General features: G+C 66.0%; 16 protein-coding genes, 1 tRNA gene and 1 pseudogene. 12 read left to right on the forward strand and 6 right to left on the reverse strand.

All coding sequences use genetic code 11. The annotated features are described in order from the left end of the window. Positions 1-94: 94 nt before the first annotated feature. The 8 genes from ABS45_RS06625 to ABS45_RS06660 all read left to right on the forward strand — a co-directional run bounded on the left by ABS45_RS06625 (position 95) and on the right by ABS45_RS06660 (position 8,808). On the forward strand, positions 95-1,960 hold the full coding sequence (locus ABS45_RS06625; protein WP_291554281.1) for an assimilatory sulfite reductase (NADPH) flavoprotein subunit: 1,866 nt from the start codon (positions 95-97) through the stop codon (positions 1,958-1,960). Positions 1,961-2,032: 72 nt separating this feature from the next. Then, a complete protein-coding gene (locus tag ABS45_RS06630) occupies positions 2,033-3,748 on the forward strand; it encodes an NADPH-dependent assimilatory sulfite reductase hemoprotein subunit (RefSeq protein WP_291554282.1) in 1,716 nt (571 codons plus the stop codon). A gap of 14 nt (positions 3,749-3,762) precedes the next feature. Continuing rightward, entirely contained in the window at positions 3,763-5,187 is a 1,425-nt protein-coding gene (gene cysG / locus ABS45_RS06635) for a siroheme synthase CysG (protein WP_291554283.1), read from the forward strand. 13 nt (positions 5,188-5,200) lie between these two features. Next, entirely contained in the window at positions 5,201-5,941 is a 741-nt protein-coding gene (locus ABS45_RS06640; protein WP_291554285.1) for a phosphoadenylyl-sulfate reductase, read from the forward strand. Positions 5,942-5,943: 2 nt separating this feature from the next. After that, positions 5,944-6,861 (forward strand): sulfate adenylyltransferase subunit CysD, encoded by a 918-nt coding sequence (cysD, locus tag ABS45_RS06645; protein WP_291554287.1) that lies wholly within the window; start codon positions 5,944-5,946, stop codon positions 6,859-6,861. Continuing rightward, on the forward strand, positions 6,861-8,165 hold the full coding sequence (locus tag ABS45_RS06650) for a GTP-binding protein (protein WP_291554289.1): 1,305 nt from the start codon (positions 6,861-6,863) through the stop codon (positions 8,163-8,165). The genes cysD and ABS45_RS06650 overlap by 1 nt, the downstream gene beginning before the upstream one ends. Positions 8,166-8,250: 85 nt before the next feature. After that, positions 8,251-8,490, forward strand: a complete 240-nt coding sequence (locus ABS45_RS06655) for a type II toxin-antitoxin system CcdA family antitoxin (RefSeq protein ID WP_291554290.1) — start codon at positions 8,251-8,253, stop codon at positions 8,488-8,490. A gap of 3 nt (positions 8,491-8,493) precedes the next feature. Then, entirely contained in the window at positions 8,494-8,808 is a 315-nt protein-coding gene (locus ABS45_RS06660; RefSeq protein ID WP_291554293.1) for a CcdB family protein, read from the forward strand. A 421-nt stretch (positions 8,809-9,229) separates the two neighbouring features. Here ABS45_RS06660 and ABS45_RS06665 read toward each other — a convergent pair. Further along, positions 9,230-9,306, reverse strand: a tRNA-Met gene (locus ABS45_RS06665). 70 nt (positions 9,307-9,376) lie between these two features. Here ABS45_RS06665 and ABS45_RS06670 point away from each other — a divergent pair. Further along, a complete protein-coding gene (locus tag ABS45_RS06670; RefSeq protein ID WP_291554295.1) occupies positions 9,377-10,591 on the forward strand; it encodes a low temperature requirement protein A in 1,215 nt (404 codons plus the stop codon). Positions 10,592-10,715: 124 nt separating this feature from the next. Here ABS45_RS06670 and ABS45_RS06675 read toward each other — a convergent pair whose 3' ends face one another. From ABS45_RS06675 to ABS45_RS06690, 4 genes are all read right to left on the reverse strand, one after another. Beyond that, positions 10,716-11,495 carry an enoyl-CoA hydratase gene (locus ABS45_RS06675; RefSeq protein WP_291554297.1) on the reverse strand — a complete coding sequence of 260 codons (780 nt, stop codon included), beginning with the start codon at positions 11,493-11,495 and terminating at the stop codon, positions 10,716-10,718. Between the two features lie 49 nt (positions 11,496-11,544). Beyond that, a complete protein-coding gene (locus tag ABS45_RS06680) occupies positions 11,545-13,305 on the reverse strand; it encodes a peptidase M61 (protein WP_291554299.1) in 1,761 nt (586 codons plus the stop codon). Positions 13,306-13,492: 187 nt separating this feature from the next. Then, positions 13,493-14,221, reverse strand: a complete 729-nt coding sequence (locus ABS45_RS06685) for a DsbC family protein (RefSeq protein WP_291554301.1) — start codon at positions 14,219-14,221, stop codon at positions 13,493-13,495. A 35-nt stretch (positions 14,222-14,256) separates the two neighbouring features. Continuing rightward, complete coding sequence (locus tag ABS45_RS06690; protein WP_291554302.1) at positions 14,257-15,381, reverse strand: FAD-dependent monooxygenase; 1,125 nt, start codon at positions 15,379-15,381, stop codon at positions 14,257-14,259. Positions 15,382-15,433: 52 nt separating this feature from the next. Here ABS45_RS06690 and ABS45_RS06695 point away from each other — a divergent pair, with 52 nt between their 5' ends. The 3 genes from ABS45_RS06695 (at position 15,434) to ychF (ending at position 19,130) form a co-directional block, all read left to right on the forward strand. Continuing rightward, positions 15,434-16,303, forward strand: coding sequence for an MOSC N-terminal beta barrel domain-containing protein (locus ABS45_RS06695; RefSeq protein ID WP_291554304.1), 870 nt, complete (start codon positions 15,434-15,436; stop codon positions 16,301-16,303). Between the two features lie 65 nt (positions 16,304-16,368). Continuing rightward, positions 16,369-17,973: an HDOD domain-containing protein gene (locus ABS45_RS06700; protein ID WP_291554306.1), complete on the forward strand. Its 1,605-nt coding sequence runs from the start codon at positions 16,369-16,371 to the stop codon at positions 17,971-17,973. Between the two features lie 62 nt (positions 17,974-18,035). Further along, positions 18,036-19,130, forward strand: coding sequence for a redox-regulated ATPase YchF (gene ychF / locus ABS45_RS06705; protein ID WP_291554308.1), 1,095 nt, complete (start codon positions 18,036-18,038; stop codon positions 19,128-19,130). 282 nt (positions 19,131-19,412) lie between these two features. On the opposite strand, the pseudogene ABS45_RS06710 reads toward ychF, so the two are convergent. Continuing rightward, positions 19,413-19,710, reverse strand: a pseudogene (locus tag ABS45_RS06710) (alkene reductase); the annotation flags it as partial.

Below are 19,710 nucleotides of genomic sequence, written 5' to 3' on the forward strand. Positions count from 1 at the left end.
AAAAATCAATTCTTCCCATCCCGAGGCTGCTTGCCTACATTTGCCGAAACGCCTGCGCTGCAGGCTGTACCGGCTTGAATCAGAGAGGGATTGCATGACACAGATTGCCGACGTCCTGCCCGACGTGCTGCCGATCTCGCGCGAGAAAGCGCAAACCGCCGCCGACCTGGTGCAGGGGCTCGACAGCCCGGCGCTGGAATGGCTGGCGGGCTTCATGGCCGGCGCTGCCGCGCGAGGGCGCCTGAGCGCGGCGCAGACGCCGCCGCAGACCTCCACGCCCACAGCGCTTGCCACCAGCGCTGCCGTGCAGCAACAGCTCACCATCGTCTACGGCAGCCAGACCGGCAACGCCAAACGCGTGGCCGAAAGGCTGGCGGGCGAGGTGCAGGCCGCGGGCCTGCCGGTGCGCCTGGTGCGCGCCGACGCCTACCGCACCAGCGACCTGAAGAAGGAAAAATTCCTCTACCTCATCATCAGCACCCACAGCGAAGGCGACGCGGTGGAGCCACCGGACGACTCGCGCGGCTTCTACGAATTCCTGATGGGCAAGCGCGCGCCCCAGTTGCCGGAGCTCTCCTACAGCGTGCTCGCGCTGGGCGATTCGAGCTACGTCGATTTCTGCGGCATTGGTCGGCGCATCGACGAGCGTCTGGCCGAGCTCGGTGCCCGACGCGTGCTGGAGCGCGCCGATGCCGACGTGGATCTGGACTACGTCGTCACGCCCTGGACGGGCAGCGCAACGCAACAGGCCAAGCGCCTGCTGGCACCCCAGCCGGCCGCCATCCGGACAGCCGCCGCGCCAACGCCCGGCGCCGAGGTGCTCACGCTGCGTCCCGGCCATGCATCCTGGTCACGCGAGCGCCCCTTCCTCGCCGAGGTCCTCGTGAACCAGCGCATCGTCGGCAGTGGCAGCGACAAGGACGTGCGCCACATCGAACTCTCGCTGGCGGGAAGCAGCCTGCACTACCAACCCGGCGATGCGCTTGGCGTCTGGCCCACGCAAGCACCTGAGCTGGTGCATCGCGTGCTCGATCTGCTGCAGCTCGATGGCAGCACCGCCGTGACGCAGGGTGAGGAAACCCTGCCGCTGACCGATTGGCTGACCCACCGGCGTGAACTCACGGTGCTCACCCGTCCCTTCGTCGCCACGCTGGCCGAGCGCGGTGGACATGAGGCGCTCAAGGCGCTGCTGCAACCTGAAGGCAGCGCAGACCTGGCCAAGCTGCTCAACACCTCGCAATTGATCGACCTACTGCGCGCCTACCCTGCCGAATGGGACGCCAACGCGATCGTCACGGCGCTGCGGCCACTGGCGCCGCGCATGTACTCCATCGCCAGCAGCCAGGCCCAGGTGGATGAAGAGGTGCATCTCACGGTCGCGCTGGTGCAGTTCGAGAAGGACGAGGAAGCCCGCTGGGGCGCCAGCAGCCACTATCTGTGCAACGCGCAGGAAGGCGCGCAGGTGCCGGTGTTCATCGAGGCCAACGAGCGCTTTCGCCTGCCGGCGGACGGTGCCCGTGACGTCATCATGGTGGGCCCCGGCACCGGCGTCGCGCCGTTTCGCGCCTTCGTGCAGCAGCGCCAGGCCGACGGCGCCACGGGGCGCAACTGGCTGTTCTTCGGCAATCCGCACCGGCACAGCGACTTCCTCTACCAAACGGAATGGCTGCAGGCCGTGAAGGAAGGCGCGCTCACGCATCTGGATGTGGCGTTCTCGCGCGACCAGGCCGAGAAGGTCTATGTACAGCATCGCCTGATCGAGCACGGCAGCGAAGTCTGGCAATGGTTGCAGGGCGGCGCGCACTTCTACGTCTGCGGCGACGCCGAGCGCATGGCCGGCGACGTGCAGCGCGCGCTAGCCGAGATCGCGGTGACGCACGGTGGCAAAACACCCGAGGACGCGGCCGACTGGGTCAAGACCCTGCTGCTGGAAGGCCGCTACGCCCGCGACGTGTACTGAGCACCAGCCCCTTTTCTGAAACTGCCACGCGAAGTCGCACCGCGCATTCGCGAGGATTCGCGCACCCTTTTCATGACCGATACCCTGACCATCACCAAGAACAAGAAGCTCTCTGCCCTTGAGCACATCAAGGAGCAAAGCCGCTACCTGCGCGGCACCATAGACCTCGGGCTGGCCGACCGCACCACTGGCGCAATCAGCGAGCCAGACACCAAGCTGCTGAAATTCCACGGCAGCTACATGCAGGACAACCGCGACGTGCGCGACGAGCGCCGGCGCCAAAAGCTCGAACCCGACTACGGTTTCATGGTGCGCGTGCGCCTGCCCGGCGGCGTGCTCACGCCCAGTCAGTGGCTGGAGCTGGACGCACTCACACAGCACACCAAGGGCGGGCTGCGCATCACCACGCGCCAGACCTTCCAGTTCCACGAGATCAAGAAGGAAAAGCTGCGCGACGTGATGGGCGCCATCAACGCCGCCGGCCTCTCGACGTTGGCCGCCTGCGGCGACGACGTGCGCAACGTGATCGCCTCGGTCAACCCGCAGATCGCCGCGACGCACGCCGAGGTGTATGACTGGGCCGTCAAGCTGATGCACTACGTCAAACCCCAGACCACCGCCTACCAGGAGCTGTGGATCGACAAAAAAGAGCGCACGAGTGACGGCGCGCACGACGAAGAGCCGCTGCTGGGCAAAACCTATCTGCCGCGCAAATTCAAGTTCGGCATTGCGATCCCGCCGTACAACGACATCGACGTGTTCGCGCAAGACATGGGCCTGATCGCCATCTTCGACAAGAAGAATGCGCTGCAGGGCTTCAACCTCGCGCCCGGCGGCAGCATGGGCGCGACGGCGGGCGATGCCAAGACCTACCCGCGGCTGGCCGACCTCATCGGCTACGTGCCCAAGGAGCACCTGCTGGAGGCCTGCTGGCACGCGGTGGCGGTGCAGCGCGACTTTGGCGACCGCAGTGAGCGCAAGCACGCACGCCTGAAGTACACCATCGACGACCGCGGCCTGCAGTGGTATCGCGACGAGCTGCAATCGCGCCTGCCCTTCCTCATCGAGCCGCCGCGGCCCTACCAGTTCGAGCACAACGGCGACCGCTTCGGCTGGGTGGAGGCGGGCAAGGGCCTGTGGAACCTGACGCTGCGCATCCCCAGCGGTCGCCTGCTGGATGTGCCAGGCCACCCGCGCCAGAGCGGCATGCGCGCCATTGCGCGCATCCACCAGGGCGAACTGCGCATGACCTGCGACCAGAACGTGGTCATCGCCGGCGTTGCCACCAGGGACAAGGCGAAGATCGACGCGCTGGTGAAGGAATACGGGCTCGACGACCATGTGGGCGCGAGTGGTCTGCGGCTGAACGCGATTGCGTGCGTCGCGCTGCCGACCTGCGGGCTGGCGATGGCCGAGGCCGAACGCTATCTACCGACCATCGTCACCAAGATGGAAGCCCTGCTGGAGCGGCACGGCCTGCTTGATGAGCCCATCCACTTTCGCATGTCCGGTTGCCCCAACGGGTGCTCGCGCCCCTACATGGGCGAGATCGCGCTCGTGGGGCGCGCCATCGGCAAATACGACCTGCGCCTGGGTGCCGACCATCTGGGCGAGCGCCTGAACGCCACCTACAAGGAAAACGTCGGCGAAGAGGTCATCCTCGCCGCGCTCGACGCGCTCTTTGCCCGCTTCGCCAGGGAACGCAACGCCGGCGAGCACTTTGGCGATTTCATCGCCCGCGCCGGGATCGTGGAGCCACCCTCGCGGCGCCCCGCCATCCAGTACTGAAAGAGGCAGCAAGCATGGAACACTTTCCGCTGTTTCTCCATCTGCGCGCCCGCAAGGTGCTGGTGGTCGGCGCCGGGCTGATTGCCGAGCGCAAGATCGCGCTGCTGCTGGCCGCCGGCGCCGAGGTCTGCGTCGTCGCCCGTGCCGCGCACAGCCGCGTGCAGGAACGCGCAACCACCGGCCAGGTCAGGCTGCAGCTGCAGGATTTCACGCCAGAGTGCCTGCAAGGCGCGTGGCTGGTCATTGCCGCCACCAACGACTCACGGCTCAACGAAGCCGTGGCACAGGCCGCCAGCCGGCGCCAGCTCTGGTGCAACGTGGTGGACGATGCGGCGCGCTCCAGCGCGCAGGTGCCGGCCATCGTCGACCGCGCGCCGCTCACCATCGCGATCTCGTCCGGCGGCGCGGCGCCCGTGATCGCGCGGCGCCTGCGTGAGCGCATCGAAGCGCTCGTCGAGCCTTCCGTCGGCTGGCTCACGGCGCTGGCCCGGCGCCAGCGCACTGCCATCCGCAAGGCGCGCCCTGACCTGATTGCACGGCGACGCTTCTACCACTGGCTGCTGGACGGCCCGGTACACGATGCGTTGCGTGCGGCGCAGCCCGATCAGGCCGACGCACTGCTGCAACTGGCCCTTGCCGAAGGGGAGAAGCCCACCCACGGCAAAGTCCTGCTCGTGGGTGCCGGCCCCGGCGACCCCGGCCTGCTCACGCTGCGTGGCCTGCGTGCGCTCAATGAGGCCGACGTGATCCTGCACGACCGGCTGGTGAGCGCCGAGGTGCTGCAGCTGGCGCGGCGCGATGCGCTGCTCATCAGCGTGGGCAAGACGCCCGGCGAAGACCACGAGGCAACGCAGCGGCGCATTCACGCCCTCATGGTGCAGCACGCACGCCAGGGCCGGACCGTGGTGCGCCTCAAGGGCGGCGACCCCTTCGTGTTCGGGCGCGGCGCCGAGGAACTGCTGGCGCTGAAGCAGCACGGCATCGCCTACGAGGTAGTGCCCGGCATCACCGCGGCGCTCGCCTGCGGCGCCTACGCCGGCATCCCGCTGACGCACCGGGGCGCCGCCGACAGCCTCACGCTCGCCACCGCGCAGCGCCAGGACCAGGCCGAACGCGAGGGCGCGCCGCACCAGCAGACCCAGGTGGTCTACATGGGCGTGGAGCGCCTTGCCAGCCACAGCGCGCAGCTGATGGCCCAGGGGCTGGCGCCTGATACGCCTTGCGCACTGGTGGAAAACGGCTCACGGCCAACGCAGCGCACGCTGCACGCGACGCTTGCCAACGTGGCGCAGCAGGCACGACACCACCGCATTGCGGCCCCCGCGCTCTTCATCGTCGGCGAAGTCACGCGGCTCGGCCAGCAGCTGGCCTGGTTCGGCGAAACGATCACGCCCGTCACGGCACACACCGAGCAGGCTGAGGCCGTGCTCGCGGCATAACAAGGAAACCACCATGGGCACAGCCCTCAGCACCCCCTTGGCCCAGCGCTGGAATGCGCTGCTCGATTTGCTGGAAGGCATTGCGCAGGAGCACCCGGACGCGCTGCTGGCTTCCTCCATGGGCGTGGAAGACACGCTGCTCATCCACGCCCTGATGCAATTGCCCAGGCGCCTTGGCATCTTCATGCTCGACACCGGCCGCCTGCACCCGGAAACACTGGCTTTGGCAAGCGCCATGGAGCAGCGCTACGGCATCACCATCCAGCTCATGCGCCCGGATCCTGCCGCCGTGCGCGACTACGTGAACACGCATGGCCTGAACGCCTTCTACGACAGCGTGGAACTACGCCAGCGCTGCTGCGGCATCCGCAAGGTCGAACCGCTGCGACGCGCGCTCGCCGGCCATTCCGCCTGGATCACCGGCCAGCGGCGTGAGCAATCGGCCACGCGCGCCGAGCTGCCCGAGGCGCAGTGGGACGACGCCTTCGGCCTGCACAAGTACAACCCGCTCGCGAGCTGGAGCACCGAAGAGGTCTGGGCCGTCGTGCGCGCGCTGGACATCCCCTACAACCCCTTGCACGACCAGGGCTACCCCTCGATCGGCTGCGAACCCTGCACCCGCGCCATCCGCCCAGGCGAAGACATCCGCGCCGGCCGCTGGTGGTGGGAGCAGAGGAGCAGCCTGGAATGCGGCCTGCACACCAGCGTCAACGCCAGCCACCACGACCATACCGCCCCCACCCCCGCCGCCTGACCATGAACGCATCCGCGACTACCCTGAACCGTACCCACCTCGACTGGCTTGAATCCGAAGCCATCCACATCCTGCGCGAGGTCGCCGCCGAGTGCGAACGCCCGGTGCTGCTGTTCTCCGGCGGCAAGGATTCCTGCGTGCTGCTGCGCCTGGCCGAAAAGGCCTTTCGCCCGGGTAAATTCCCCTTTCCGTTGCTGCACGTCGATACCGGCCACAACTTCCCCGAGGTGATCGCGTTTCGCGACCAGCGCGCGGTCGAACTCGGTGAACAACTCATCGTGCGCAGCGTCGAGGATTCCATCGCACGCGGCACCGTGGTGCTGCGCCATGAAAACGAGTCGCGCAACGCCGCGCAGGCCACGACGCTGCTGGAAGCCATCGCCGAGTTCCGCTTCGACGCCTGCATCGGCGGCGCGCGCCGTGACGAGGAAAAGGCGCGCGCCAAGGAGCGCATCTGCTCGTTTCGCGACGAGTTCGGCCAGTGGGACCCGAAGAACCAGCGCCCCGAGCTCTGGAACCTCTACAACACCCGCGTGCACCCGGGCGAGAACATCCGCGTGTTCCCGATCTCCAACTGGACCGAGCTTGACATCTGGCAGTACATCGCACGCGAAGAACTCGCGCTGCCTCTCATCTATTACAGCCACGTGCGCCCCGTCGTGCGTCGCCAGGGGTTGCTCGCGCCCGTCACGCCGCTCACCCCGGCGCGTGAGGGCGAGGTGGTGGAAGACGTGCGCGTGCGCTTTCGCACCGTGGGCGATGTCTCGTGCACCTGCCCGGTCGAATCCGATGCCGCCACGCCGGTGGACATCATCGCCGAGACGGCGGTGACCACCATCACCGAGCGCGGCGCGACGCGCATGGACGACAAGCTCAACGAGGCGTCGATGGAACGGCGCAAGAAAATGGGGTATTTCTGATGAACGCCGTGAACGATCTCTGGCCCGAAGCGCGCAACAAGGGCGTGCTGCGTCTGGTCACCGCCGGCTCGGTTGACGATGGCAAATCCACGCTGATCGGGCGCCTGCTGCTGGACAGCAAGGGCGTGTTTGCCGACCAGCTTGCCGCCATCTCGGGCTCGCGCTACTCGCGTGCACCGGCGGATGCGCTCGACCTGGCGCTGCTCACCGACGGTCTGGAAGCCGAGCGCGAGCAGGGCATCACCATCGACGTCGCCTACCGCTACTTCGCCACGCCGGCTCGCAAGTTCATCATCGCCGACGCGCCGGGGCATGAGCAGTACACGCGCAACATGGTCACCGGCGCCTCCACGGCGGACGCTGCCGTCATCCTGATCGACGCCGCACGCGCGCAAGGCGGCGAGCTGCTGCCCCAGACCAAGCGCCACGCGACACTCGCCCAGCTGCTGGGCCTGCGCCACATCCTCATCGCCATCAACAAGATGGATCAGGTGGGCTGGAGCCAGGCGGTATTCGAGCGCATCCAGACCAGCGTGAACACGCTGGCCGAGCGCTTGGGCATCCCCGCCCTCACCTGCGTGCCACTGTCGGCGTTGACCGGCGACAACGTGGTCGATCCCAGCGCGCACATGCCGTGGTACCAGGGCCTGCCGCTGCTGCCGCTGCTCGAATCGCTGCCGCTGGAAAAACCGGTGCAGGAAGAACGCCCTCGCCTGTTCGTGCAATGGGTTATCCGCCACGAAGGCAGCAGCACGCAGGCCTTTCGCGGCTACGCCGGGCAGTTGCAAGGCGGCGTGCTGCGCGTGGGCGATGAGGTGGCGGTGCTGCCCAGCGGCGAAGCGGCGCGGGTGCAAGCGCTCTACCAGGGCAACACACCACTTGAAGCCGCCGCAGCGGGCGACAGCGTCACGCTGGTGCTCGATCGCGAGATCGACGTCTCGCGCGGCGACCTGCTGGTGAGCGGCGCCAAAGCGCCCCAGGTGGCGCGCGAGTTCGACGCTGACCTGTGCTGGCTTGACCGCCAGACGCTCAACCCGGCGCGCTGGTACTGGCTCAAGCAGGGCACACGGCTGACACAAGCGCGCATCACGGCGGTCACAAGCAAACGCGACATCAGCGAACTCACAACGGTGGACTGGAGCGGGCCGCTCGCGAGCAACGACATCGGCCGCGTGCGCATCCGCACGCGCGACGCGCTGGCGCTCGATGATTACGACGAGGCGCGTAGCACCGGCGCCTTCATCCTGATCGACGACGCCAGCCACCAGACGGCGGCGGCGGGCATGGTGCGGCTGGGGAACTGAACGCGCCAGGTGCCCCGCAGAGCGAAATCGCCATCGGCATTCATGCGCATAAAATATGCGCATGAATGCTGATGGGAATGCTGCCATGCTTCGCTTCGACAACGCGTCCAAGAAGTCCACCAACCTCTCGCTCAACAGCAAGGTGCTGGAAGCAGCGCGGGAGATGGGCATGAACGTTTCACAGACGGTCGATGAACTGCTGGCGGCCGAAGTCCGGCGCCGCTACTGGGAACGTTGGAACAGCGCCAACCAGGAGGCCATTGCCGCCTACAACGCCCGCATCGAGAGAGAGGGCCTGCCGCTGGCGCCATACCGCAGTTTCTGAGCCATGGCGCGTTTCGACGTTTACCAGCACCCCGACGCTGCACTGCGCGCCACCACGCCATTTCTGCTTGACGTGCAAAACGAGTACATCAGCGGCTTGCAGACACGCGTCGTCATCCCCCTGCGCAGCGCGCGCTGTGTGCCGCTGCCGCTGCACGACCTCAACCCTGCGCTGCAAGTCAATGGCGCCGCCGTCATTCTGGACACAGCCGCCTTGGGCGCGCTGCCCCTGTCCGCCCTGAAAAATCCCGTAGCCAACCTGAAGGCGCAAGCCGGGCTGATCGCCAATGCCATGGACGCGCTGTTTGGCGGGTATTGAGCCCGGGCAGCCCCGCGCTTCGGACTCACGACGGCCCCAAAGAATGGCCCGTACGTCCTTCGCACGTCGGTGATCGTGCAGATCGGTATGGGGCGCAAGGCTCTTTTTTGCCACCTGTAGCGGTGGCTACGGGCAACAAAGGCGCTGTGTCTGTGCTGATCACGTTCACTGCCGCATAGGCAGCTCAGAAAATCGGCTTGTATGCGGTTCTTGTTCATCGGCTCACGATTTACGCTCCGCGCTTCCTCTCTACATTCGTTCGCCCTCATGCAGTTGCGCTTCGCTTTGCTCACTGTGACCAGCTCGTAGCGGGGCTTGCACCCGCAGGTGTGCGCTCATGCTGGGCGCACGCAAACAAAAACCCGCTCCCTGTGACAGGAGCGGGTTTTGATGTGTCATGGGGCTTTGTGAGCCCCTTGTTTGGTGGTGGTACCGGGACTTGAACCTGGGACATCAGCATTATGAATGCTGCGCTCTAACCAACTGAGCTATACCACCGAAGCGGGGCATTCTAGCCGAAAAAGCCCGGTTTCCGATCACCATCGGGCATCCTTTACGATTTCGCACCATGGCCCTCCCTCCACTTGCAGGCTCGCCGCGCCGCGGCCGCGACATTCACGAAGCGCACCGCGCAGCCACGCCGCTGGAGCTGCTGTTTGACCTGACTTTCGTCGTCGCCGTGGCGCTGGCCGCCGCGCAACTGCACCACGCCGAGGGCGCGGGGCACACGCTGGCGGCCCTGCCCGGCTATCTGCTGGCATTTTTCGCCATCTGGTGGGCGTGGATGAACTACACGTGGTTCGGCTCGGCCTACGACAACGACGACGCCACCTACCGCGTGCTCACCCTGCTGCAAATGGCGGGCGTGCTGGTGTTTGCCACTGGCGTCCCGGGGTTGTTCGAGGGGCGCACCGCGCTGGCGGTGGCAGGCTATGCGGCGATGCGGCTGCCGCTGTGCGTCCAGTGGCTGCGTGCGGCGCAGGGCGACCCGCTGCGGCGCGGCACCTGTCTGCGTTATGCCGCAGGCGTGGCCTGCGTGCAGGTGCTGTGGATCGCGCAGTTCTTCTCGGCAAGCGCCGGTCTGCTGCCGCAAGGCCTGATCTGGCCCAGCCTGATCGCGCTGGTGCTGCTGGAACTGGCCGTGCCGCTGTGGGCCGAAACGGTGGGCCCGCCCACGCCCTGGCATGCGCACCACATCGCCGAGCGCTACAGCGGCTTCGTCATCATGATTCTGGGCGAGAGCATTCTGGGTGCGACCAATGCCGTGAGCAATCTGGTGCAAGCCAGCGGGTTGACGGCAGAGCTGGCGCTGCTGGGTCTGGCAGGCGCACTGCTGGCGTTTTGCCTGTGGTGGATGTACTTCCTGCTGCCCTCGGGGGAGTCACTGCACCAGCACCGCGAGCGCGCGTTTCTCTGGGGCTATGGGCACTACGTGACGTTTGCCGCACTCGCCGCCGTGGGCAGCGGGCTGGAAGTGGTGGCCGATGCGGTCAAGCAGGACAGCGCCAATTCCGCGTTGCAGGCGATCACCATGGTGGCTGCGGCGCAGGCCATTTACATCGCCTCCATCTGGGCGCTGCACCGCCACGCCACGCGCTCATCGCACCGGCAACTGGTCCTGGTGCTGGTAGTGCTGGCCTGCGTGGGGCTGGCACCGCTGGCCGTGGCGCAAGGGCTGCCGCTGGTCTGGGGACTGTTGCTGCTGTCGCTGGGGCCGCTGGTCTCCATCGTCTACAACGAGCGCGGCCGCACGCATTGCGCGGCGGATTTTGTGGTGCGTTGAACGGCACCCATCCGCCGGGCGGATGGGCCATGGTGCCGTCAGCCTTTAGACGAGGTTTATCAAAAAATTAGTAGCTGCCAGCGCTTGCCCACAAAGCGCTAGAGCCATATTTGACTGATATTTTTCAGCGATTGCTGAATTGCGCTGCACGCTTGTTCACGAAGGCGTCCATGCCTTCCTTCTGGTCCTGGGTGGCGAACAGCGCGTGAAACAGGCGGCGCTCGAACATCACGCCATCCGAGAGGCCGCTCTCGAACGCGCGGTTGACCGATTCCTTGGCCGCCATCACCGCGATCTGCGAGAAGCCGGCGATGGTCAGGGCCGCGCCCAGGGTTTCTTCCATGAGCTTGTCCAGCGGCACCACGCGGCTGACCAGCCCGGCGCGCTCGGCCTCGGTGGCGTCCATCATGCGAGCGGTGAGTGCCAGGTCCATGGCCTTGGCCTTGCCGACGGCGCGCGGCAGGCGCTGGGTGCCGCCGGCACCGGGGATCACGCCAAGCTTGATCTCGGGCTGGCCGAACCTGGCGTTGTCGGCGGCGATGATGAAGTCGCACATCATCGCCAGTTCGCAGCCGCCGCCCAGCGCGTAGCCGCTGACTGCGGCGATCACCGGCTTGCGCACGCTGCGGATGCGCTCCCAGTTGCGGGTGATGTAGTCGCCCTTGTAGACGTCGGCGAAGGTGTAGCTGGCCATCATGCCGATGTCGGCGCCTGCGGCAAACGCCTTCTCGCTGCCGGTGACGATCATGCAGCCGATCTTCTCGTCCGCATCAAACGCGGCCAGCGCCTCGCCCAGCTCGTTCATCAGCTGGTCGTTGAGTGCGTTGAGCTGCTTGGGGCGGTTGAGCGTGACGACGCCGATTTTTTCCGCTTCGGTGCGGACGGTGATGCATTCGTAGACCATGGGATGCTCCTGCAATGGGTGAGTCAAACCGTTGAATATAGCGGGCAGTTCAGGGGTTTCCCAGCCAGGCATCGGCCACCGCGGGATCACGCACGCCGAGGACCAGGTTCTCGCCCCCTGCATCGGCTGCAGGCAGAACCAGCGGCAAACGCAACAGGCGTGCATCGCGCGCCACCAGCGCCGTCATGTGCGCATCCGGCGCCGCGTAGAGCGGCAGATCGTCCAGCTTGGTCAGGCGCCAGCCCTCGCCTGCCACTTCCACGCCCAGCCACTCGTCGCCCGCCATCATCCCGGCACGCTCGGCCGCGCTTCCCGGCAGCACGATCTTGATCTGCACGCTGGCGCTCTCTGTCACGCGCAGGCCCAGGCGCTGGGCGATCTGCGCGGTATCGCTCTTGCATTCCACGCCAATGGCGGCCAGCAGCTCAGCTACCGGCAGCTCGCCGGTGCCATGCACCCATGCGTCGATCTCGGCGTCCCAACTGCGGCCCGAGCACTGGCGCAGCACGCGGCGGATGTCCTGCTCGCTGACAGGCCCGCCGTTGCTGTGCTGCCACAGCGCCCGCATCACGTCGTCCAGCGTGCAGCGGCCCGAGCGGCGCAGCGCAAGATCCAGACACAACGCCACCAGCGCGCCCTTGGTGTAGTAGCTCACCGTGGTGCCGGGCGTGTTTTCATCGGGCCGGTAATAGCGGATCCAGGCATCAAAGCTGGCCTGCGCCACGCTCTGCACCTGGCGGCCGGGCGTCTGCAGCACCTGGTTGATGGTTTTGGTGAGCAGCTTGAGGTACGCGTCCTGGGCTATCAGGCCCGCGCGGCGCAGCAGCAAATCGTCGTAATAGCTGGTGAACCCCTCGAAGAACCAAAGCAGTTCGGTGTAGTTTTCCTGCGTGTAGTCGTAGCGCGCCAGCTCCTGGGGGCGCATGCGCTTGACGTTCCAGGCGTGGAAATATTCGTGGCTGAACAGACCCAGCAGGGTGGTGTAACCCTCGGGAGCTTTGACCCCGCCCAGGCGCGGCAGGTCGCGCCGGCCGCAGATGAGGGCGGTGCTGGTGCGGTGCTCCAGCCCGCCATAGCCGCCATCGACCACATTGAGCAAAAAGACATAGCGCTCAAACGGCGCCTTGCGCTCCGGGCTCCAGAAGCGAATTGCCTCTTCGCAGATACGCTGTACATCGCGCAGCAGTCGGGCACTGTCGAATGATGCGGCAGCACCACTCACGACCAAGCGATGCACCACGCCGCAGGCGGTGAATTTGAAATTTTGAAATGCCCCCATTTCCACCGGGCAATCCGCCAGCTCGTCGTAATGCGCGGCGCGGTAGCTGCCAAAGCCGTGGCGCGCAGCCTTGAGCGGCATGAGCGCTGTGGCCAGTTGCCAGTCGGGGCAGGTCGGCGGGCGCAGCACTTGCAACACGTGCGGCACGTCCTCCTGACCATGCACACGCAGGCACAGACTGGTGGCATTGAAAAAACCGCGCGTTGCGTCCAGCCAGGCCGTGCGCACGGAGCGATCACTGGCCACTATTTCATAGCGCAGCACGAGCTCCTCACCGCGTTTGCAGGCGATTTGCCATGCACATTTGCTGGTCTGTCGCAGCGCCACTGCCTTGCCTCCCTGCTCTGCCCGCAGGTGGATGAGGTTGCGTGCGAACTCGCGCACCAGGTAGCTGCCCGGAATCCAGACCGGCAAGGAGACGGTCTGGCGGGCCGCCGGTCGGGCGATCGTCAGCGTGAGGTGGTAGCGGTGGCTGCGCGGGTCAGGAGACTCGACGCGGAAATGGATGGCTGGTGTGGATTCAGGTGGCATGCCCCTATTACACCAGTGCCGGCAAACCGTTGCCTTGGGCCGGATCAAGCCCCCGGAATCACTCCGAGGCCGGCAGACACCAGGAAGGCACAGAAAAAGCACCTGTCCCCGGCATTTGCCAAAAATACCATCAAACTAAGCTCTAGCGCTTATCCAGCAAGCGTTGACAGCTCACAAATTATTGAGATCACTTCTTGGCAACTGCCAGCTCATTCATTCTGCGCTCCACCTCGGTCGCCGCAATCGCACCCGGTACGCGCGAGCCATCGGCAAAGATGATCGTAGGCGTGCCGGTGATCTTGTGCTTGCGTCCCAGCTGCAGGTTGCGCTCCAGCGCCTTCACGTCACAGCTGGCGGCGGCGGGCGTCACATCCTTGAGCATGTGGTCCTGCCATGCGACAGCGCGGTCCTTGGCGCACCAGATGTTGCGCGACTTCTCTGCCGAATCGGGGCTCAGGATGGGGTAGAGGAAGACGTGCATGGTGACGTTGTCCACCTTCTGCATGTCTTTTTCAAAGCGCTTGCAATAGCCGCAATTGGGGTCTTCGAAGATGGCGATCTGGCGCTCGCCCTTGCCGTGCACCACCTTGAAGGCATCGTTGAACGGCAGCGACTTGAAATCGATCGCCGTGAGTTTGTTGACGCGGTCCTCGGTCAGGTTGCGCCGTGCCTTGGTGTCTATGAGTTCACCCTGGATAAGGTAGTTGCCGCCCGCGTCGGTGTAGTACAGGTCGGTACCGATGCGCACCTCATAAAGCCCCTGCATCGGGGTGGCTGTGACCTCGTCGATCTGCGCCAGCTGGGGGATGCGCTCGGCCAGCGCCTTGCGAATCTGCGCATCCTGCGCGTTGGCCGCCTGGGCGCCCAGCAGCAGGACGGCACACGCCAGGGAAAGGAATCGGAGAGAAAGTTTCATGGTGGTTCAGCTGGGCCGCGGCCCGGTTGGAAAAATCAGGCCACGCCCATGGCGTGGCGGCTCACCCAGCCCTTGAGAGGTACCAGGCGATCAAACACATTCATGCCGTGCCTGCGCAGCGGCTGCAAGGCCGCATCGCCGCGCGTGAACAGCTGCTGCAGCCCGTCCATGGCCAGCATGGCAGTGGCCACCTCGGTCTTGCGCGCACGCTCGTAGCGGCGCAGCAGGCGCTGGTCCGCCAGCGCACGCCAGCCCTCGCGCTGGCTCAGCACCCGCACCAGGGCCGCGACATCGGCAAGACCCAGGTTCAACCCCTGGCCCGCCAGCGGATGCACCGCATGCGCGGCGTCCCCGGCGAGCACCCAGGCTTGCCCCGGCGCCCCTGCAACCGTGCCGCACCAGCGCCGGGCACGTGCCTGCACCAGCAGCCAGGCAGCACGCGGCGCGATCACCGCAAGCGCTCCAAGCGCGCCGCGGCTGGCTTCGCGCAGCGCGCCAGCCAGCTCAACCCCATCTGCCTGCAGCCAATGTTGCGATTGCCCATGGGCAACAGACCACACCACGGCCACCGAGTTCCCGTCGTCGCCTCCCAGGGGAAGAAACGCGAGGATGCTGCCATCCGCACCGAACCACTGGCGCGCCACCGCGCCATGCGGGCGTTCGCAGTCCAGCCGGGTGGCGATCGCATCCTGCGCATAGGGGACAAGATCGAATTCCACGCCCCATTCGGCGCGGGTGCGGCTGGCGCGGCCTTCGCACACCATGGTCAGCGGCGCAGGCACCGGCTGCGCCACCATCTCCACCAATGGTTGAAAGCCGATTGCGTCCTGCAGCCGCTGCTCCAGCGCCGGCACATCCACCACCCAGGCGAGTGCCGGCACGCGCTCGGCCACCGCGTCAAATGCGACTGCCCCGCCCGTATCGGACCATATCTGCATCTGCTGCACGGCGGTGGCGTGCTGCGCCTCGGGCCAGGCACGCACGGATTCCAGCAGGCTGCGCGACGCGGCATTGAGCGCATAGGCACGCACATCCGCCTGCCCGCTGGATGCGGGCGGCGCCACCAGCGCCACACGCAGCCCGGCGCGCGCCAGCAGCAGCGCCGCCGCGCGCCCGACGACACCGGCGCCGCGGATGCAAATATCAAAGGCCTGACCCATGCCGCGGATTGTAGGAGGCGCACAATGACCCGTTTTGCCCTCTTTCAACGCCATGCCCAGCCTTGATGAACCGCAGCGCATCCGCATCGCCCGCCTGTTTGTCTATCCCGTCAAATCCTGCGCCGGCGTACAGCTGCACGAGGCGCTGCTGGCCGAGACCGGCCTTGACCTGGATCGCAGCTGGATGGTGGTGGACGCCGAAGGCGTATTTCTGACTCAGCGCGAATGGCCGCGCATGGCCCTGGTGCAGCCCCAAATCAAAAGCACGGAGGTACTGCTGCGCGCGCCCGGCATGCTGACGCTGCACCTGCCCACGGACCAGGCGGCAGGCCGCACCCGGGTGCGCGTCTGGAAAGATACCGTGGACGCCTGGGACATGGGCGACGTGGCGGCGCAGTGGTTCAGCGATTTTCTCGGCCAGCCCGGGCTGCGGCTGGCGCGCTTTGATCCCGAGGTACGGCGCCTGTCCGACCTCAGCTGGACCCAGGGCGTGGAAGCGGTCAACCAATTCGTCGATGGCTACCCGCTGCTGGTCACCAGCGAGGCGTCGCTGGCCGAACTCAACCAGCGCCTGACGCAGGCGGGGCACGCAGCGATAGGCATCGAACGGCTGCGGCCGAATATCGTGCTGTCCGGCATCGAGGCGCACGACGAAGATCGCTTCAGCGAGATCCGGATCGCCAACGGCGACGGCCAGGTGCGGCTGCAGCCCGTCAAGCCCTGCGCGCGCTGCCCCATCCCGAACATCAACCCCACAACCGCCGAGCGCAGCCCCGAAGTGCTGGCCACCCTCAGCCGTTACCGCGCCGATCCGCGCCTGGAGAACAAGCCCACCTTCGGCATGAACGCCATCATTCACGCCGGCATTGGCCACAGCCTGCGCACCGGCGACAGCGTGCAAGCAGACTGGAACTTTGGCTGAAAGCCGCACCGCAAGCCTCGGCAAACGTGGCACCATTGCAGACACGCCACGCCCACCAGCCTGCCATGCCAGACACCGCGTCCGCACCTGACACCAGCAGCGCCGAAGCACGTGCGCTTGAGTCGGCAGGCAGCCCGACGCTGGATTTTTTGCTGCTGCGCATGCGGCGCAAAAGCGACTTCCCCGCACTCTCGGACACCGTCATGCGAATCCAGCGCGTGGCCATGTCCGAAGACGATAGCGTGGGCGACCTGACGCGCGAAATCCTCAAGGACGTGGCACTCACCCACAAGCTGCTGCGCCTGGTGAACAGCCCGCTTTTTGCCCACGCCAGCCGCGGCGGCGTGAGCACCGTCTCGCGCGCCGTCACGCTGGTGGGCTTCAATGCCGTGCGCACCATGGCGCTGAGCCTGGTGCTGCTGGAGCACATGCAAGACCGTGCCCAGGCCGAGCAGATGCGCGAGGAGTTTCTGCGCGCCATGATGGCCGGCGCGCTGGCCACCGAGCTGGGCGGGCGGGCACTCGCGGAATCTGCCTTCATCAGCGCCATGTTCCAGAACCTGGGGCGCATGCTGGGCTCCTACTATTTCCCCGAGGAAGCGGCGCAGATGCGCGCGCTGCTGGCCAATGGCGCCACCGAGGACGCCGCCGCGATGCAGGTGCTGGGGCTGACGCTGGAAGACCTGGGGGTGGGCGTGGCACGCGCCTGGGGTTTGCCCGATGGCTTGCAACGCAGCATGCGCACGCCCCTGGGTGCGCCGCCCCTGCGCGCGCCCCAGCAGGGCGACGAGCAGTTGCGCTGGATTGGCCGCGCTGCCAACGAGGTGGCCGCAACCCTGCTGCAGACCGCACCAGACAAGCTCACCGCACGCCTGCAGCAACTGGCGGACAGCTGGCGTCGCACGCTGCAGATCAGCCCCGAACGATTCGCCGAGGCGGTGCAGCGGGCGCGCCAGCAGCTCGTGGATATTGCCAGCGCGCTGGAGCTGCGTGTCACCGCCGGCAGCGCCGCAGAACGCCTGCTCAAGCCGCCAGCACCTGCTCCGGACACGGCGCTTGCGCCCGACCCGATCGCCGCCCACGCACTGCACGCGCCAACCGCCGCCCCTGCGACCAGCGAGCCTCCTGCCGCCGCAACCCTGGTCACGCAGCATGCGGCACAGGTGCTGGGTGCGGGCATCCAGGACATCGCCGATGCACTAGTCCAAGACGACTTCCGGCTCAACGACGTGCTGCGCATGATCCTAGAAACCATGCTGCGCGCCCTCGGCGCCCGGCGCATCCTCTTTGCCTTGCGCGACCCGCGCACCGACACGTTGCGCGGGCGCCTCAGGCTGGGAGAAAGCACGGACGCCGATCTGGCCGCACTGCGGGTGCCGCTGGCCGATGACGGCGACCTGTTTGCCACCGTCTGCCAGCGCGGCGCCGACACCCTGATTGCCGACACCCGACAGGGCGGCCTGCATGAACGCTTGCCGGCATGGTTTCGCCAGGGGCTGAACGCACCGACCTTCCTGCTGCTGCCGCTGCAGCTCAAGGGCAAGCCGTTTGCACTGATCTACGCCGACCACGACTTGCCGGGCGCACTGGCAGTGGACGAAACGCTGCTCGGCATGCTGCGCACCCTGCGCAACCAGGCCATCATGGCCTTTCGTCAGCGCGGCGGCTGACAGGCTGCGCAGCCCGAGCCCTCTAAAATCAGGGCATTCCCCGAATCTGAAAGAAACCCGCCATGAGCCTCCAATGCGGCATCGTGGGGCTGCCCAACGTCGGCAAGTCCACCCTGTTCAACGCCCTCACCAAGGCTGGCATTGCCGCCGAGAACTATCCTTTTTGTACCATCGAACCCAATACCGGCGTTGTGGAAGTGCCAGATCCGCGCCTGAAACAACTGGCCGAGATCGTGAAGCCCGATCGCATCGTTCCCGCCATCGTCGAATTCGTTGACATCGCCGGACTGGTGGTGGGCGCGAGCAAGGGCGAAGGCCTGGGCAACCAGTTTCTCGCGCATATCCGCGAAACCGACGCCATCGTCAACGTCGTGCGCTGCTTTGAAGACCCGAACGTCATCCACGTGGCGGGCAAGGTCGATCCGATTGCCGATATTGAAGTCATCCAGACCGAGCTGTGCCTGGCGGACCTTGCCACCGTGGAGAAAGCACTCAACCGCTACGGCAAAGCCGCCAAGAGCGGCAACGACAAGGAAGCGGCCAAGCTCGTCGCCCTGCTGACCCCACTGCAAGCCGCGCTCAACGAAGGCCAACCCGCGCGTAGCGTGCCGGTGAGCAAAGAGGATGCACCGCTGCTCAAGCCCTTGTGCCTGATCACCGCCAAGCCCGCGATGTTCATCGCCAACGTTGCCGAGGACGGCTTCGAGGCCAACCCGATGCTGGACAAACTTGCGGCCTATGCAAAGGCACAACACGCTCCGGTCGTTGCCATTTGCGCCAAGATAGAAGCCGAAATGGCAGAAATGAGCGATGAAGATCGCACGATGTTCCTCGAAGAAATGGGCCTGCACGAACCCGGCCTGAACCGCCTGATTCGCGCCGGATACGAATTGCTCGGTCTGCAGACCTATTTCACCGCCGGCGTCAAGGAAGTGCGCGCCTGGACCATCCACAAGGGCGACACCGCGCCCCAGGCGGCCGGCGTGATCCACGGCGACTTCGAGCGCGGCTTCATCCGCGCCCAGACCATCGCCTTTGACGATTTCCTCCAGTTCAAGGGCGAAGCCGGCGCCAAGGAAGCCGGCAAGATGCGTGCAGAAGGCAAGGAATACATCGTCAAAGATGGCGACGTGATGAATTTCCTGTTCAACGTCTAACTTCGGACTGTTGCCTCGCGGGATATCGTGAGGTTTCAAATAACCCTGCAAGTCATTGATTTGCGGGGTTTTTTTATTGTTTTTGCATCGTTTTTTCTCACTGTTGTTGATTTCCACCCAGAACTGACCCACCCGCACGGGTAATTTCCATCCAAATCTGACCCACGTAAGAACCCCAACCTGCTGCTTTTAGGGACGCCATCGATTCACAGCTTCGCAAGATCGAAGGGCAGAGCCTTGGGTATAAAGTGGCTCGTTTCTTCGGTCTTCTGGGGCGGTGATTTACGCGACCTGCAGTGTCGGATAGTCTGTATAGCCCTTGGCGCCACCTGCGTAGAGCGTGTTGGAGTCAGGGGCGTTCAGCGGTGTCTTGGCCCTGATGCGTGCGGGCAGGTCCGGGTTAGCCAGGAAGGCGGTGCCAAAGGCCACAGCGTCAAGCTTGCCTGCGGCGATGGCCGCCTCTGCCTCATCAGCGCTGTAGCCCATATTGCCCACCAACACACCCTTGTACTTTTCACGCGCTACGGGCATGACATCGGCCTTCTGCACGCCGAAGAAATCGGCGCGCATCACGTGCAGG

The organism is Comamonas sp. SCN 65-56, from assembly GCF_001724135.1.
GTDB lineage: Bacteria > Pseudomonadota > Gammaproteobacteria > Burkholderiales > Burkholderiaceae_C > Comamonas_C.